Origin of the sequence: Sorangium sp. So ce726 (assembly GCF_051521405.1) — a bacterium.
GTDB lineage: Bacteria > Myxococcota_A > Polyangia > Polyangiales > Polyangiaceae > Sorangium.
The window spans coordinates 4529871-4546536 of the sequence record NZ_CP150349.1 but is presented as its reverse complement, the minus strand read 5'-3'; the positions used below and the strand labels follow the sequence as shown (position 1 = coordinate 4546536).

Below are 16666 nucleotides of genomic sequence, written 5' to 3'. Positions count from 1 at the left end.
GCCACTCCGAGCGCCGCCATCAATCCACCCGTACCCCATGAGGGGCGCGCTCCCCTGCGCGCCCTCATGGATCGGCCGGTGCCCGGTGACGGCGCGCTCCCCTGGGCGCGCCGTCGTTCGTTCAGTCCACCGCGAACAGCTCTTCCAGGTCGGCCTTGGTGAGCTTCTTCGCGCCGCCGGCGTCCTCGCTGAGGACGGACGCGACGAGCTGACGCTTCTTGTCCTTGAGCAGCAGGATCTTCTCCTCGATCGTGCCCTCGGCGATGAGCCGATAGGCCGTCACCACCTTCGTCTGCCCGATGCGGTGGGCACGGTCGGTGGCCTGCTGCTCGACCGCCGGATTCCACCACGGATCGAAGTGGATGACCGTGTCGGCCGCGGTGAGGTTCAGGCCGGTGCCGCCCGCCTTGAGGCTGATGAGGAAGACCGGCACGCTCGGATCGCTCTGGAAGCGCTCGACGCGCTCCGCCCGGTCCTTCGTGGAGCCGTCGAGGTACTCGTAGGCGACACCATCCTCCTTCATCGCCTTCTCGATGAGCCTCAGCATCATCACGAACTGGCTGAAGACGAGGACCTTGTGCCCGCCCTCGACGGCGTTCGCGATGAGCTCCCGGACCGCGACGAGCTTGCCCGAGTCGTCGTCGCCGAACTCCCGCGGCAAGCCGAGGAGCCGCGGGTCGCAGGCCGCCTGCCGGAGGCGGGTGAGGCCGGCGAGGATCTGCAGCTGGCTCTTCGCGAGACCGACGCGCTCGACCTCGCCGAGGACCTGCGCCCGCACCTCGCGCGCGACCTGCAGGTAGAGCGCCCGCTGCTCGCCCGTGAGATCGCAGATCTGATCCATCTCGATTTTCTCGGGAAGATCCTTGGCGACCTCCTGCTTCGTGCGGCGCAGGATGAACGGATGGATCGCGGCGCGGAGCCGCTGCGCGGTCTTGTAGTCGCCCGCCTCGATCGGGCGCGAGAAGCGGGCCTCGAACTTGTCGAGCGAGCCGAGCAGGCCCGGCGAGACGAAGTCGAAGATGGACCAGATCTCCGAGAGCCGGTTCTCGATGGGCGTGCCCGTCAGCGCGAGCCGGCGCTTCGCGCGGAGCCGCTTGGCCGCCGCGGCGGTGGCGCTCATCGGGTTCTTGATGTGCTGCGCCTCGTCGAGGATGGCGTAGCTCAGGTCGAGCTGCGCGAGGAAATCCTCGTCGCGACGGAGGAGCGCATAGCTCGTGATCACCACCTCCGCGGCCTTCACCTCGTCGATCTGGTCCTTGCGATCGGCGCCGTGCCAGAGGGCGACCGACAGCGAGGGCGCGAACCGGGCGAGCTCGCGCTCCCAGTTCGTGACGACGCTCGTCGGGGCGACGATCAGCGCGCGCATGTGCTTCTCCTCCTGCTTGACGGCGAGCAGGAGGGCGAGCGTCTGGACCGTCTTGCCGAGGCCCATGTCGTCGGCGAGCACGCCGCCCGAGCCGATGTCATGGATGAACTTGAGCCACGAGAGGCCCGCCTCCTGGTAGGGACGGAGCGTCGCCTTCAGGTTCCTGGGCCGCTTGGTGCTGCCGATCTCGTCGATGTTGCTGAGCTTCTGGAACAGCTCGCGCGCGGAGGCGGTCACGCTCGATCCGCTCGCGTGCTGGAGCAGCTCGTGCACCCGCCCGGCCTGGGCGAGCGGCAGCCGGCCGTTCTTGCCGGCCGCCATCATCAGCTCGACCTCGCGATCGAGCATCGCGCGCACGGCGTCGGGATCGAACGCGGCGAACGACCCGTCCTCGAGGCGGACGTAGCGCTTGCCCTCGGCGAGACAGCGGCGCAGCTCGTCGCGATCGACGCCGACGCCCTCGCTCTCGAAGCTGAGCTTGACGTTCAGCCAGTCCATCCCCGAGGTGACCTTGGCGAACACGCCGATCGGCCTGCCGCGCACCTGCGTGTCGACGAGATCCTCGGGGACGAAGAGGTCCCAGTCGTCGGGGAGCTCGGCGAGCCCCTCGGTCCAGAAGGTGAGCGCCTGGTCGCCGTTTGCGATGAAGCCCTGGCCCGTCTCATCCGGCTTGAGCCCGAGGCCGAGCAGCTTGCTCGCCGCCTCCTGCTGCGCGGCGATGTCCACGCGGATGCAGCGGGCGCGCTTCATCCCCTCCTCGGGCGGCTGCACGAGCACCGGGGGCGACATGCCATCGGCGCGCACCGCGACCTCGGCGTCGCCATAGGCGGCGGTCAGCGTGACGCGCGCCTCGATGAGCGAGCCACCCGCGCGCATGCGGAACGTGGGCACGAGGTCGACGACCTCGGCGATCTGGTTCAGGTCGGGCAGCTCCGCGCCGACCTCGAGCGCGATCTTGGGCAGCCCCTGCATGATGATGCGGGCCAGCTCGCTCATCGGCTCGCCGATGGTCGGCGAGCGGAGCAGGCGGCGCATCGCCGCGGGGGAGACGCGCTTGTCGATGCGGCGCGCGAGCCCCTCCTGCGTGTCGATGTGCCAGCCCGGCCAGCCCTCGAACCACCCGCCCTGCAGCAGCGAGAAGCGGCGCTTGTCGTTCCCCCGCTCGAAGCTCGTCTTCACGATGATGGTGTCGCCGCCGACGGTCTCGAGATCGAAGCGCGGCCGCAGGCTGTCGTCGCCGAAGCGGAGCTGCATCAGCGCCGGCTCGAGCAGCACGCGCTGGCCCTCGAGCAGCGGGAGCAGCTCGGCCACGTCCTCGCCGCGGATGTCGACGGCCGGGTGACGCGGGTTGCCGCTCTCGAACCGGGCGAGCAGCCGGAGCGCGTCGCGATCCGGCGTCGGATAGAGCGCTTGCCAGGCGAGCGCCGCAGAGGGCAGCACCGGGACGCGCGCCTCGGCGTCGAGGACGGTGACGGTCAGCGCCCCCTGCCGCACGTGGAGGCGGAACTCCACGCGCCGGGCCCCGGTGACGCCCTCGGGCGGGAGCCAGGCGCCGATCCCGGTCTGCTTGGCTGTCGCGTCCAGGATCGGCGCCGCGAGGGCGACGGGTGAGCCCGGCGGCCCGTGGGTGCCAACGACGGTCGGAACGGGCGCCGCCGGCGTGATCGCCAGGCGTCCGCGGCGGTCGCGACGACGCACGCGCTTCAGGGCATCACCGCCGGCGTGGGCGGTCTGCGGGACGAGCGCCGGGATCGGCGGCTCGCGCCGCGGCTGCGCGCCGCGCGCCTGGTCGCGGATGCTGATGAGCAGCGCCGCGACGTGCTTGCAGTGCTGCCCAGCCTTCTGGAACGCCGGACAGGAACACTGCGACTGGATGCCATCGGGCGAGAGCTCGACCTTGACCGGATACGGCTCGGAGTCGGCGGCGCGGACGGTGCCGCTCGCCATCGTCTCGTTGATGGAGATGTCCTCGACGACACGGCGGCGGAAGTACTCCAGCCCGCGGAGGAAGGTGCGGGCGCCAAGCAGCCTTCGCAGGCCACGATCGCTGAGGGTAGAGAGTGCGTCGGAGATCGGAGGCGGCACGTCGTGGGCTCGGGATACGGGTGCGGCGGCTATTCGCCGGGATGGGTCGGGTGAACGGGATCTCTGGCAAATCCCGCTGGGTGAAGAACCGTCATCAGATGAAGAACGGCAAGAACACGATGATCACGGCGGGGAGCATCTTGATGAGCACGTGGATCGCGGGACCGGCCACGTCCTTGAGGGGATCGCCGATCGTGTCGCCGACGACGGCGGCACCGTAGGTGGGGTTGTCCGCCCGCGCCCCCGTCTCGTCGACAAGGTAGCGCCCACCGTGCGCGCCGGTCGCGATGTACTGCCTCGCATTGTCCCAGATCGCCCCGGTATTCCCCAAGAAGAGCGACCCGAGGACGCCTGCGACCGTCCCGGCCATGATCAAGGCCGCGACTGAATCGGCCGCGACCAGAGGATTATCTTCCGTCCTTGCAAAGCGCAAGGCAAGTCCCACGACGACGGGCACCACCGCGGAGACGAGGGCGGGCGCGATCATATGGCGCAGCGCTGCCCGAGAGACCATCTCGACGCAGGGCTCGTGGTCGCCGACGAAGCCCGGCGGGCGGGCGCGGGCCTGGCGCCTCACTTCGTCGAGGACACGTCGGCCGGCCTGGAGGACGTTGCGAATGCAGCGGCCGGCCAGCCAGAAGACAAGGAGGATCCCGACCAGGGCGCCGAGATAGACCTCGGGCCGGTCGAGGCGCAGGACCATCGCGGTCGTCTCACCGCGGATCGGCGCGCTCGACGCCAACGCGCGGCGCCGAGACTCATCGAGGTAGCCCGCGACGAGCAGCAGCGAGGCGAGCGCGGCCACGCCGGCCGTGTACGCCTTCGTGAGCGCCTTGGTCGTGTTGCCGACGGCATCGAGCACGAGGGTGCGGCCACGCACGTCCGGCCGCTCGCGGGCGACGGTCACGGCGACGATGCCGCCCGCGTTGTCCACGATGGGGCCGAACGCATCCATGGCGAGGACGTACCCCGCGGTGCCCAGCATCCCCATCGTCGCGACCGCGGTGCCGAACAGGCCCCCCCCGGCGAGCCCGGAGCGGGCGCCGAGCAGGTAGGAGCCGAAGGTGGCGCCGACGACGACCAGGAGCGGGAGCACCGAGCTCTCGAGACCGATGGCGAGCCCGCGCAGCACCGCCATCGCGGAGCCGCTGCGGGCCGCCTCGGCGAGCTCGCGCACCGGGCGGTGCCGCTGCTCGGTGTAGTACTGCGTGACGTGCAGCACGCCGATGCCGGTGACGATGCCGATCACGCCGCAGGCGAAGAAGATGACCCAGTGGGCGTCGAGCAGCCACTTGGCGGCCCCGGCGATGCCGACGGCGTGGAGGGTGGCCGTGACGTAGAGCCCACGCACGAGGGCGTTGAAGGCGTCCTCGCGGTCGTCGGTCTTGACGACCATGACGCCGAAGAGCGTCGCGATGAGGCCGAAGGCGCGGCTGACGAGCGGGAAGAGCACGACGGCCAGGGCGCTCGGGAGCCCGGCGTTGTTGCGGAAGAGCATCGCGCCGACCACCATGGCGCCCGCGTTCTCGGTGACGGTCGAGGCGAAGACGCCGGCCGCGCGCCCGGCGCAGTCGCCGACCGTATCGCCTGCCAGGTCGACGATCGTGGCCGGGTTCTGGAGGTCGTCCTCGTCGAGCCCGACCTCCGCGCCGGCGAGGTCCGCGCCGAGGTCGGCCGCCTTGGAGAAGGTGCCGCCGCCGAGCTGCGCCATCAGGGCGGCGAAGGAGGCGCCGAGCGGGTAACCGGCGATGACCCAGGGGATGGTCGGGGCGAGCGCGAGCGCCTCGGCCGGCTCGGCGCCGAAGCCGCCACGGAACGCGAGGACCGCGGCGAACAGGCCGCCGAGGCCGAGCAGGCTCATGCTCGCGACGAAGAGCCCCGACACGGCGCCGCCGCGGAGGGCGATCTGCAGGGCGAGATCGAGCGAGCGGCGGGCGCCGCTCGCGGCGCGTACGCTGGTGCGGGGCGCGATCCAGGCGGCGACGCGGCCGGTCGCGACAGCGCTGGCGGCCCCGACCGCGAACGAGAGCGTCAGCCATACACCGAGCTCCAGCGCTGGCACCGGGTTGTTCTCCCCGGCGCGCCGGAGCAGGCCGTAAGCGAGGAAGATGGCGCCGCCGAGCATCGCGGAGACCGCGCCGATCACGCTGCTCTGGCGGCGAAAGTACGCCTCCGCGACCCCCTGGATGATCGCGGCGACGCGCTGCATCTCGGGCTCGACCGCGGGGCGTGCAACGACCCAGCGAGCGAGGTAAGCCGCAAAGACGAGCCCGAGCAGGCCGCCGCTGAGGATGAGCGCAAGCTCCGTCATGACGGGCGGACCGGGCGCGCACTGTGGACGCGCTGCCTCGGCCGGTGAGGGATGATGCGGGTGGTTGCCGCGGTGTCGACAAAGGCGCCGCAGGAACCCGCGCTGCAGCGGCGCACGCCTTCCCTACTCCGGCCAGGAGGGCCGCGCAAGCGAAGAAGACGCGCGCAGCCAGGTCATTTCACGTCCTTCGCGTCGCGTCCGACGACGTGGTCCAGCCGGGTCTTGGCGACGAGCGCGCCGACCCGCGCGTTGAGCTGCTGGAGCCGCGCGCGCGTCACCTCGCCCTCGGCGTCGACCACGTCGACGCTCGTGGCCCGCCCTGCCCGGAACAGCTCGGAGCGGACGCGCATCGACTCCGCGGCCGCCGCGAGCTGGCGCTCTGCAGACTCGATGCTGCTCGCGGCCTTGCTCAGCTCGGAATACGCCGAGACCACCTCGAGGCGGAGGGCGTCGCGCAGCGCCGCCTTCTGCTCCGCGATCTGCGTGGTGCGGGCGTTCGCCTCGGCGGAGGCGGCTGCGGTGGTGAAGATGTCGTTGACGACCCACGTGGCGCGGACGCCTGCGGACCACGTCGCATCGAACCTGTCGTGAGCTCCGAAGACGCGTTGGTTGGGGTTCGCGTAGGTGAGATCGGCGAACCCGTCCAACCGCGGGAAGTAGCCGGCCCTCGTGACCGCCTCGGCCTTCTCGAGCGAGTACTGCGTCTCGTCGAGGGCGCGGATCTCGAGGCGCTTCTGAAGCGCCTCCTGGACCAGCGCCGGGAGCGCCTCCGCGGGCGGCTTCGCAGGCGCGCTCCCCATCACATCGATCCCCAACGTGAGCGGCCTGTCCGGCGCGGCGCCGAGCGCGATACGGATCTGGTCGTCCGCGACCAGGAGCGCGGCCTGCGCCTCATTGAGCACCTGCTCCGCGCCGGCCACCTGGGCCTCGAGCCGGAGCACGTCGGCGCGCGAGAGCAGCCCGACTTCGAAGGTGCGGCGCGCGTCCTCGACATGCGCCCTGGCCTGAGACACCGCCTCACCTGCGACGACGACCTGCCCCTTCACGCGGACCCAGTTGAAGAACGCGATCTTCGCGTCGGCGGCGGCCTGCAGCGTCTCTGCCTGCAGCTCGAGCTTTTTCGCGCTCTCTGCGTGGGACGCCGAGGCGTAGCCCTGCGATATGCGAAACACGTAATCCGAGATGGGCACGGCGAGGCTCGCCGTCAGGGAGTAGGAGTTGACGGCCGAAGGGAGGCTGAGCCCAGGAGATTTGGCAAGTTCCACGAAGCCGCGGCTGGCGGCGTCGGTGCCGGCGTCGACGATGCACTGCGAGTCGGCGGCGTCCGGGCAGGGCGCAGTGGCGAGGCGACCCGGGGTGAACGTAGGTAGCCCCGCCGCATCGCGTACAGGTTTCCCATCCGCATCGACTACGCTGACGGTCGGCGCCCCCGCGCCGAGGGCCGGGGTCTCGACCTCTGACAAACGCGTGTAGGTGGCCGTGAGCGTCAGCCGCGGAAAGAAATTGACCATCGCCTGGTCGACCTTCGCAGCCGCCGCGCGGAGATCGGCCTGCTTGGCGCGGAGCGACGCGCGCGTCCGCAGCGCAGCCTTCGCGACCTCGTCCGGCGTCAGCCCTCCCGGCTGCGCCGCGAGGGCCGTGGCGAGCGGATCGGCCTTCGGCGCCGCCGGCTGGGCCGCAGCGACGGCAGCCCCCGGGGGCTGCGGTTGGCCCGCTGCAGGGGGCGCCGGGGCGGGCGGCGGGGTGACCGGCTGCGGAGCCGCCGGTCGGGGAGCGGCCGGCTGCCCCGCGGCCGGTGAGGCGATGAGCCCGAGGGCGAGCAGCCCGGCGAGCGTCGAAGCCAGCGAGATGCTGCGTCGAGACGAGGGTGCGGTGCTTTTCATGACCGGTGGGTCACTTATGGGCGGCGAGAGCACCCGTCAAGTCACAGGCGATCCCACGCATCGCGTCTCGGGGATCGCTCGCCTCGCCGTCTGGCGAAGGTGACCGGACAGCCCGCGCTCTCGGCCCACGGCGTGCTTGCGCTCCCAGGCCCGCGTCATGCCGTGACCGCGTCGGTCACCGTCCTGGGCCGCGCCGGACACGATGGTCTGGCGCGCTCGTCATGCCGTGCCGCGATGGGCCACGACAGCAGGGACGGCGTCACTGATGCGCATCGTCCAGAGGCGCCACCCAACCCCGCTCACGCGCGTTGCGGACGGCAAGAATGCGTCGCTCTCTCCGCGGCAACACGTATTGCCGCGCGCGATCGGATGGAAGAACATCTAATGAAGTGGCCGCCATCTTGCTTGGCGGCGGACCGGAGGCCCTCATGCATAGACTGCTTGCGTCGCGCCGCAGCTTTTCCCCGTTCCTCGCCATCCTTGTGATCGGATCATCCTTTGCCGCCTGCGCTCCGTGGGAGCTCGGTGAGGACGACACCCCCGACATCGGCGATCCTGGGAGCGTCACGGTCGCGGCGGAGCCGCCGCCCGCCATCAGCGGCGGAACGCTCGCCGTCAGCAAGAGCGCCCTCCGGGCGGTGGCCGCGGATCCGGATCGCGACCGGGTGTGGATCGTCGATCTCCAGACGCAGAAGCTGACCGCGGAGATCGCCCTGCAGAAGGGCGACGAGCCGGGCAGGGTCGTCGAGGACGACGCGGGTCGCTTCCACGTCGCGCTCCGCCGCGGCGGCGCGATCGTGACCGTCGACGCGGACAGCGGGACGATCGTCGACCGGCGCGACGTGTGCCCGGCCCCGCGGGGGATCGCCTACGATGCGCAGACCGACGCGCTCCATGTCGCCTGCATCGGCGGCGAGCTCGTCACGCTCCCGGCCGGTCCCGGAGCGGCGACACGCCGCCTGAAGCTCGATCGCGACCTGCGCGACGTGGTCGTGGACGGGGATCGGCTCCTGGTCAGCAAGTTCCGGTCTGCCGAGCTGCTCACCATCGGGGCGGACGGCATCGTCATGGAGCAAAAGAAGCTCCCGAAATTCAACCTGTTCGGGCAGGATTTCGCGCCGACCGTCGCCTGGCGGACGATCAAGCTGCCGACGGGCGGTGTCGCGATGGTCCACCAGCGCGCGCTGATCGCGCCCGTCGAGATCGTGGAGGGGGGCTATAGCTCCGGCGGATGCGATGGGAGCGTCGTCCACAGCACGGTCTCGGAGGTCGGGACCCCCGACTCCGACGGCCAGCCGAACCTGGCCGCTGCCCTCCCCTCCGCGACCCTGCCCGTCGATGTCGCGGTGTCCGATGACGGTCTCTCGTATGCGGTCGTCGCGGCCGGCAGGAGCGAGATCCTGATGACCCGCCGCGCGAACTTGAACGTGACGATGGATGGCCCCGAAGGCACCTGCGTCGGGGAGGACGAGCGCGTGGTCGTGGACGGCGAGCCCACGGCCGTCGCGTTCGCCGGCAGCTCCGTGGTGGTGCAGACCCGTGAGCCGGCTGGCCTCCATGTCCTCGCGGCTCCCAACACCGCCGGCAACCGCGTCGCCAAGGTCATCACGCTCCCCGGGGAGAGCCGGAGGGACACCGGCCACGAGATGTTCCACCGGAACGCTGCCGGCCCGATGGCGTGCGCCTCGTGCCATCCTGAGGGAGGCGAGGACAGCCATACCTGGCACTTCAACCCCATCGGACCGCGGCGCACCCAGTTCGTCAGCGGCGGGATCCTCAACACGGCGCCTTTCCACTGGGACGGCGATATGTCGGGTATCGAAGCCATCATGGACGAGGTCTTCGAGCGGCGCATGGGCGGCATGCACCAGGGACCGCGCCGGGTGAAGGTCTTCGCTCGGTGGATCGACAGCCTCCCCGCTCCGCCGGTGTCGTCGGCGCCCGACGGAGAGGCCGTCGCGCGCGGCGAGGCCCTCTTCCACGACAAGGCCGTCGACTGCGCGAGCTGCCACGCGGGCGCTCAGCTCACGACCAACGACTCGTTCGACGTCGGTACGGGCAAGCCCTTCCAGGTGCCGTCGCTGGTCCGCATCGGCGCGCGCGCGCCGTTCATGCACGACGGATGCGCGCCGACGCTGAAGGACCGGTTCACCAACCCCGCCTGCGGCGGCGGCGACCGGCACGGCAAGACGTCCCAGCTCTCGGACGCCCAGATCGACGATCTGGTCGCCTACCTCGAGACCCTTTGACCCCTTCCGGCGGGATTTTCCGCCGGTGAGCCCGCCCGATCGCGCCCCTTCACCGCGAATGATGTAACGAGCGCCGAGCCGCGATATGCTGGCGCGGCGTGAACGTCGCCGAAAAAGTCGCCACCCTCGAAGCGCTCCTCCACCGGGTGCAGCGGAACGCCGCTGCGCCCCGCACCCGGGCGCAGCTCGCGGCCTCCGCCGAGCTCGCCCCGCATCGCGGCGAGGCGCCCGGCGCCATCGCCAACGACACGGCGGGCGCGGCCTCGCCCGACCCCAGGTTCAGCTCGACGGAAACGTCGCCGGCGAACGAAGCACGGCCGGCAGCGGCGCTCGCCGCGAGCGGACCGTCTGCGCCGCGCTCCCTCGAGCCTGTCCTGGACGACGTCGGTGGCATCGACGCCTCCAGCCCGGCGGCGGCCAGCGCCGCGAAGCAGCCCGCAGCGGCCGCGAAGGCGCCGCAGCAATCTCCGGCGAAGACGCCGCAACAGCCGCCGGTGAAGGCGCCCGGAGCGGCCACGCCTGCAGCGAGCGGGGTCAAGGCGGCGGCCGTCAAGCCGGCCGCGGCGACGCCGGCGCGCAACCCTGCGCCGCCTCCCAGCTCACCCGGGAAGCCGGGCGCGAGGCCCGCCGCCTCGCTCGATCTCCCGCGGGCTGACGCCGGCCCGCCCGCCGGCGCTCAGGAGACCTTCCGCCCGCCCGCGGAGGCCGCCGAGCTGAAGCCGAGAGAGGCAGCCAGGACCGCTGCCAAGGTCACCGCGCCTGCTGCCAGGTCAGGGGCCCAGGCCAAGGACGCGCCCGCTGCGAGCCCGGCGGTGCCCCCGGCCCGGGGCTCCAGTCCGCGGGCAGAAACGAAGCCGTTCTTCCCTCACGAGGACGTCGCTGCGCGGCCGAAGGTGACAGAGGGAGACAGCGAGCTCTCGTTTGCGGGGCTCCTCCCCGACGAGCCGGGACCCGGCCAGAAGCCCGCTGCGGCGCTGAAGTTCCCGGCCGAGCGCAGGCCGACGCCGGATGCCGAGGCGCGCGCGGAGCGCAGATCTCTGCCCGACCGTGCGGAGGTGCACGCCACGACCGCGTCAGCCGCCACGGACGACGCCCCTACTCTCGAGGCGGTCACTGCCCGCGCGCCGTCCTCTTCTGGTGAGCCGGTCACCCCCAAGGCGCCCGATCCGATCGCCGCCGCCACCCGGCGCGCGATGGGCGAGCCTGCCACCGAGCGAGAGTTCAGCCGCGAGATGGTCGACGACGAGCCGACCGTGATCCGCGGCATGCTCGAGGACGAGCCCACCGTCATTCGTTCTCGCCCCGAGGGCCTCGAGGACGAGGAGACGGCGGTCCGTTCCGCGCGGTCCGAGGCCCAGGCCATCGCGCGCTCGGTCGCCGCAGAGGCCGGCGATGCGCCGCCTGGAACGCTGTCCAGAGACGCGAGCGACGAGGCGGATCGCAGGTCCAGGCCGAAGGCAGCCGACCGCGACCTTCTCCCGAAGGTCATCACCAAGGACCCGCCCCTCCCGGCCGACAAGGACGTGAAGCCTTCCGACCACGTCACGACGCGGCCGGCCGTGGACGCTGGCATCACCGTGCGACCGCCGCCGCGCCCGCGCTCCCGCGTGGGCATCGTGATCGCCGCCGTGGCGCTCCTTGTGGGCGGCGCAGCGGTCGCGTACCGGCTCAGCGTGTCTGGCTCCGAGCCCGCGCCGCTCCCCAACGTCGCCCCCGACACGTCTCCTGGAGCGACCCAGAGCGCGACCGCGCAGCCGCCGACCACCGCGCCGACGCCGACCGCCGCGCCCACCGAGACGGCGCCCGCTGCACCGTCCGCGGCCGAGACCGCGACGCCGGCAGCGAGCGCTGCACCCGAGGCGAGCGCTGCACCCGAGGCGAGCGCTGCACCCGAGGCGAGCGCTGCGCCGGCCGCAGGCAAAGCCGAGGATCTGCCGCCGAACCGGGGCCACCTGACGGTCAACTCGCCAGAGCGCGCGTCGGTGTATGTGAACGGCTCGCTCGCCGGAAGCACCGGAGAGACGCTCGACGTGCCTTGCGGGACGCGTTACGTGCGGCTCGGCAAGCTGACGACGGAGAAGACGTCGACCCCCGCGTGGCTCTCTGCCGGGCAGGCGGTCATCGTCGGTTGCCGCAAGCAAACGGTCGTGGCGATCACGCCCTCCGCGGCGAGCCCGACGCCCGACCGGCCCACGAAGCGGAAAGGCAGCCCCGCCGGCACCGCCACCCCGGACGGTGAGGGCGCTGCGCCCGCGCCCGCTGAAGAGACCGCGCCGGCGCCTGATCCCGCTCCGTAGAAACCCGCGCCCCGGCCGGTCCGGTCGGGGCCTGCTCTCTCGGGGTCGCCACATGCCCCATGCAGAGGAGCAGGAGCGCGGTGCTAGGCTCCGCGCCCGATGGATTCCGAGACGACTCCCCTTCCCCACGAGGCCGGCGCCGCAGCTGGCGAAGCGGCGTCGTCGGCATCTGTCAGGGTGGCGAGCTCCGGTCCCTTCCCTCGGCGCAGCCCGGCAGGGGGAGCGCCCCTCGACGACGTGGCGGAGACAGAGCTCAGCGCCCTCGCGACGATCGTCGCCAGAGCGCGGGCGGCGCAGATCGCCTGGGCCGAGGTCCCGATCAGGGAGCGCGCCGAGCTCGTTGCGCGCGTCAAGAAGCGCCTGCTCGCGCGGGCCGAGGAGATCGCGACGCTCGTGCACCGCGAGTGCGGCAAGCCAATCGAGGAGGCCGCGCTCGCTGAAGTGCTCCCGAACGCGGATCTCATCGACTACTGGACCCGGTCCATCGAGGAGCTCCTCGACGACTCCCCCGTCGCGCTCGACCCGCTCGCCTACCCCGGCAAGGTCGGGCGCATCCAGAGGGATCCGCGCGGCGTCGTCGCGCTCATCACGCCCTGGAACTACCCTGTCGCGATCCCGCTGCGCACGATCGTGCCGGCGCTGCTCGCGGGCAACGCCGTGGTCTTCAAGCCGAGCGAGGTCACGCCGCGCTCCGGCGCGCTCGTCACCTCGCTGTTCGACGGGCTGCTCCCGGACGGCGTCCTCACCGTCGCGCAGGGCGGAAGCGACATCGGCGCCGCGCTCGTCGGGGCCGGCGTCGATCTCGTCGTCTTCACCGGCAGCGTCGCCACCGGCAAAAAGATCGCCGTCGCGTGCGCCGAGCGCCTCATCCCGACGTCCCTGGAGCTCGGCGGGAAGGACAGCGCCATCGTGCTCGGCGACTGCGATCTGGAGCGCGCCGCGCGCGGCATCCTCTGGGGCGCCTTCACGAACGCCGGGCAGAACTGCGCCTCCATCGAGCGCGTCTACGTCGAGCAGGCGATCGCGGACCGCTTCATCGCGCGCGTCGTCGCGCTCACGGGGCAGCTCCGGGCCGGCGTCGACGTCGGCGTGATGACGACGGCGCGGCAGGCGGAGCTCGTGCGGCATCAGCTCGAGGCGGCCGTCGAGGGCGGGGCAGAGATCCTCGCCGGCGGCGCGCCGGCAGAGGGCTCGCTCGCCTTCCCACCGACGGTCCTCAAGGTGGAGCGCGAGGACACGCCGCTGCTCCGCGAGGAGACCTTCGGCCCCGTTCTTCCCATCATCGTGGTGAAGGACGCCGAGGAGGCGATCGCGCGCACCAACGCGTCCCGCTTCGCGCTCACGACCAGCCTCTGGACCCGCGGCTATGGGCGGGCCCACGCGCTGGCGCGACGGTTGCGCTCCGGCGTGGTGACGATCAACAACCACGGCTTCACGGGCGCGCTCCCGGCAGCGCCGTGGACGGGGGCGGGAGACAGCGGCTACGGCGTCACGAGCAGCCCCCACGCGCTCGCGGAGCTGACGCGGCCGCGCTTCTTGCTCGAGGACCGCAACAGGGCGAAGAGCGAGCTGTGGTGGTACCCTTATACGCCCGCGCTCCGGACCATCGCCTTCGCGATGGCGCGGGCGCGAGGCGGAGCCGGATGGTTCGGCCGCATCAGCGCCCTCGTCGAGCTCGTCGCCGCGCTCGCGAGGCGCCTGCTCGGTCGCTGATCCAGAGACCCATCAAGCGAACGCATGCGCCCTCTGATCCTCCTCTCCAACGATGACGGCTACTCAGCCCCGGGTCTGACCGCGGTGCGGGACGAGCTCGCCCGGCACGCCGATGTCGTGGTGTGCGCCCCCGCGGTCAACCAGAGCGCGACGAGCCACTCCCTGAGCCTGCACCGTGTCCTCCGGCTTCTGGAGGCTGCGCCCGGCGTGTTCGCGGTCGACGGGACGCCCGCCGACTGCATCTACGTCGCCCTTCACGCCGGCACGCGCGTGCTGCCGCGGCGCCCCGATCTGGTCGTGTCGGGCATGAACCACGGGCTCAACCTGGGCGCCGACATCTTCTACTCGGGCACCGTGGCCGCCGCGCGCGAAGGAGCGCTCCGCGGAGTGCCCTCGATCGCGCTCTCCGCCGATGCAGGCGCGTCGCTCCCGGCCGCCGCGGCGCTCGGCGTCAAGCTCGCCCTTGCCCTCCACCGCGCCGCCGGGCAGGAGGGCCGCCGGCCAGCGCCGCTGCTCAACGTCAACATCCCTGCGGGCAACAGCTGGCCCGTGCGAGCCACGCGCATCGGCGCGCGCTTGTACACCGAAGAGGTGATCTTTCGCCGGGATCCGCGCGGGCACGAGTACCTCTGGATCGGCGGCGCGGGCGTACGCCACGACCTCGTCCCCGGCTCGGACACCGAGGCCTACGACGAAGGGGCCGTCAGCGTCACGCCGCTGACCCTCGATCTCTTCGCCGCGCAGCACGAGGGCATCGCAGGCCTCCTCGCCGCGGAGCTCAGCGAGGGCCACACCGCCTGACGTAGCTCGCATCGCGAGGCGTGGAGCGCTTTCCGGCTCGAATGCGCTCGCTTACGCTCGGCGCCATGTTCAACCACGACGCCCTGCCCTCCGAGCACGCGCTCCGATATCTCAAGGCGCACCTCCGGAACGTCCCGGATTTTCCGAAGCCCGGGATCCTCTTCAAGGACATCACGCCGCTCCTCGCGGATCCGCGGGCGCTCCACATCACGCTGGATCTCCTGGCCCAGCGCTTCGTCGGCGAGCACGTCGACGTCGTGGTCGGCGTCGAGTCCCGGGGCTTCATCTTCGGCGGCGCGCTGTCAGCCCGGCTCAACGCCAGCTTCGTGCCCGTGCGCAAACCAGGCAAGCTCCCGGCCGCGACCGATCGCGTGGCGTACGCGCTCGAATACGGCACGGCAGAGCTCGAGATGCACACGGGCTCGATCAGGCCGGGGGCCAGGGTCCTCATCGTGGACGACCTGCTCGCGACCGGCGGCACGGCCTCGGCCGCGGCCGAGCTCGCGCGCAAGCAGGGCGGCGAGGTCGCCGGCTTCGCCTTCGTCGTCGAGCTCGATTTCCTCGGCGGTCGGGCGCTCCTCGCGGAGCGCGCCGGCGACGCGGCGCCGGTCTTCTCGATCGTGCACTTCGCCGCGGGCGAGTGAGCGTTCACTCCTGGCCCACGCCGACCTGCAGCTTGCGCGCGACGGTGCGGCTCGCGGTCGTCGCCCGGGTCGGCCCGCCGACGGGGAACGTGACGACGACCGCGCCCGACGCGCCCTTGGTGATGCCCCCGCCGTGCGCCCCCACCAGCTTGCCCAGGCTCGCCACATCGAGCGAGGCGCCGGCGCCGCGCAAGGCGTCGATCGGCCCTACCCCTGGCAGCGCGGTGAGCGCCCCTCGATCGACCGCCGACATCTCGGCGAAGAGGCCGGACGCATAGACGATCGCCGTCGCCGCCGCGGCCGGATCCGAGCCTCGGAACCAGGCGCCGGCATCGTGGTAGGGCAGGTGCGCGCAGCGCGCGTACAGGGCGCCCAGCGCCGCGGCGGACGCGTCGGCCATGCGATCGCCGAGCGCGACGAAGCGCGCCCGCTGCGCGGGATCGAAGTATGCCCGCGCGTATCCGCCGGAAAAACGCGCGGTGATCGCGCGCCACGACGGCGAGCGCCTTGCCTCCTCCGCATCGAACCCGGCGACGATCTCCACGGCCCCGTCGGTGATCGCGGCGAGATCGGCGTCGGCGCCCGCCGTCAGCTTGCCCTGCGCGATGAGCGCGCCCAGCCCCACGGACTCGGCCGTCAGGGCTGCCGGCTCCCCGGCGCCGGCGGCGACCTCCGCTGCGGCGGTGCCGCGCGGCATCGCCAGCCAGAGCTCGGCGACCCAGCCCGCGAGCTCGAACGGCCCCATGGAAGCGCCGGCGTAGATCCGCTTGCGCGCGGCCTCGCAGGTGCGCGCGTTCCGCGCCGCGTCCTCGCGAGCGGTCGTCTCCGGCTCTGTGGGCGCGGCGGCCGGGGCCTCCCGCGATCGGAGCATGCGCGACGCGAAGAGGGCGCCGACGACCACCAGCGCGATCACGCCGACGGGGATCACGAGGTGCCGCGCTGGCCGGACCCGGGCGGCCGGCGCTGGCGGCGCGAGCGAGCTCACCGCGCGGTGCGCCTGAGCGAGCCGCCGCGCGATGTCGGACGCCTTACGCGTGCGCAGATCTTGTGGCAGAAGCGGCCACTGCTCGACCAGCTGCTCCAGATCGATGGCCACGGGCGCCCCGCGCCCACGCAGCGCGATCTGGCGTCCCTGCACGCCCACCGAGCCCGATGTTCCAAACAGGCCCAGGGCCTCCTGTACAGCCGCCTCGATCTCCCGCGCGCTGGGGTCGTCCACGCTCGCAGGGTAGCCGGATTTGCCGCCGGCATGCCGCCGCTTCTTCACGCCGCCCGGCTGTCACGGTCGCAGGCGCGGGCGGCGATGGAAATGCCGCG

The 16666-nt window shown here is 72.2% G+C and carries 9 protein-coding genes; 5 read left to right on the top strand and 4 right to left on the bottom strand.

Translation table 11 applies throughout. The annotated features are described in order from the left end of the window. Positions 1-121: 121 nt before the first annotated feature. The 3 genes from WME79_RS16930 to WME79_RS16920 all read right to left on the bottom strand — a co-directional run bounded on the left by WME79_RS16930 (position 122) and on the right by WME79_RS16920 (position 7645). Positions 122-3451, bottom strand: coding sequence for an SNF2-related protein (locus WME79_RS16930; RefSeq protein WP_437536677.1), 3330 nt, complete (start codon positions 3449-3451; stop codon positions 122-124). A gap of 94 nt (positions 3452-3545) precedes the next feature. Next, positions 3546-5762, bottom strand: a complete 2217-nt coding sequence (locus WME79_RS16925; RefSeq protein WP_437536674.1) for a sodium-translocating pyrophosphatase — start codon at positions 5760-5762, stop codon at positions 3546-3548. 173 nt (positions 5763-5935) lie between these two features. Next, the gene (locus WME79_RS16920; RefSeq protein ID WP_437536672.1) at positions 5936-7645 is read right to left on the bottom strand and encodes a TolC family protein; all 1710 of its coding nucleotides are present in this window, start codon (positions 7643-7645) and stop codon (positions 5936-5938) included. Between the two features lie 428 nt (positions 7646-8073). On the opposite strand from WME79_RS16920, the gene WME79_RS16915 reads away from it, so the two are divergent. From WME79_RS16915 to WME79_RS16895, 5 genes are all read left to right on the top strand, one after another. Next, positions 8074-9894, top strand: a complete 1821-nt coding sequence (locus tag WME79_RS16915) for a c-type cytochrome (protein WP_437536669.1) — start codon at positions 8074-8076, stop codon at positions 9892-9894. A gap of 98 nt (positions 9895-9992) precedes the next feature. Next, on the top strand, positions 9993-12191 hold the full coding sequence (locus WME79_RS16910; protein WP_437536667.1) for a hypothetical protein: 2199 nt from the start codon (positions 9993-9995) through the stop codon (positions 12189-12191). Positions 12192-12290: 99 nt separating this feature from the next. After that, complete coding sequence (locus WME79_RS16905; protein WP_437536664.1) at positions 12291-13904, top strand: aldehyde dehydrogenase family protein; 1614 nt, start codon at positions 12291-12293, stop codon at positions 13902-13904. A 24-nt stretch (positions 13905-13928) separates the two neighbouring features. Continuing rightward, on the top strand, positions 13929-14705 hold the full coding sequence (gene surE, locus WME79_RS16900; RefSeq protein WP_437536661.1) for a 5'/3'-nucleotidase SurE: 777 nt from the start codon (positions 13929-13931) through the stop codon (positions 14703-14705). 41 nt (positions 14706-14746) lie between these two features. Further along, positions 14747-15349 (top strand): adenine phosphoribosyltransferase, encoded by a 603-nt coding sequence (locus tag WME79_RS16895; RefSeq protein ID WP_437536658.1) that lies wholly within the window; start codon positions 14747-14749, stop codon positions 15347-15349. Between the two features lie 4 nt (positions 15350-15353). Here WME79_RS16895 and WME79_RS16890 read toward each other — a convergent pair whose 3' ends face one another. Continuing rightward, positions 15354-16616 carry a hypothetical protein gene (locus WME79_RS16890; RefSeq protein WP_437536655.1) on the bottom strand — a complete coding sequence of 421 codons (1263 nt, stop codon included), beginning with the start codon at positions 16614-16616 and terminating at the stop codon, positions 15354-15356. Positions 16617-16666 lie beyond the last annotated feature (50 nt).

Coding starts and splice junctions, on each gene's coding strand:
- surE (WP_437536661.1), top strand. CDS start 13,929: ATGCGCCCTCTGATCCTCCTCTCCAACGATGACGGCTACTCAGCCCCG.
- WME79_RS16905 (WP_437536664.1), top strand. CDS start 12,291: ATGGATTCCGAGACGACTCCCCTTCCCCACGAGGCCGGCGCCGCAGCT.
- WME79_RS16920 (WP_437536672.1), bottom strand. CDS start 7,645: ATGAAAAGCACCGCACCCTCGTCTCGACGCAGCATCTCGCTGGCTTCG.
- WME79_RS16895 (WP_437536658.1), top strand. CDS start 14,747: ATGCGCTCGCTTACGCTCGGCGCCATGTTCAACCACGACGCCCTGCCC.
- WME79_RS16915 (WP_437536669.1), top strand. CDS start 8,074: ATGCATAGACTGCTTGCGTCGCGCCGCAGCTTTTCCCCGTTCCTCGCC.
- WME79_RS16925 (WP_437536674.1), bottom strand. CDS start 5,762: ATGACGGAGCTTGCGCTCATCCTCAGCGGCGGCCTGCTCGGGCTCGTC.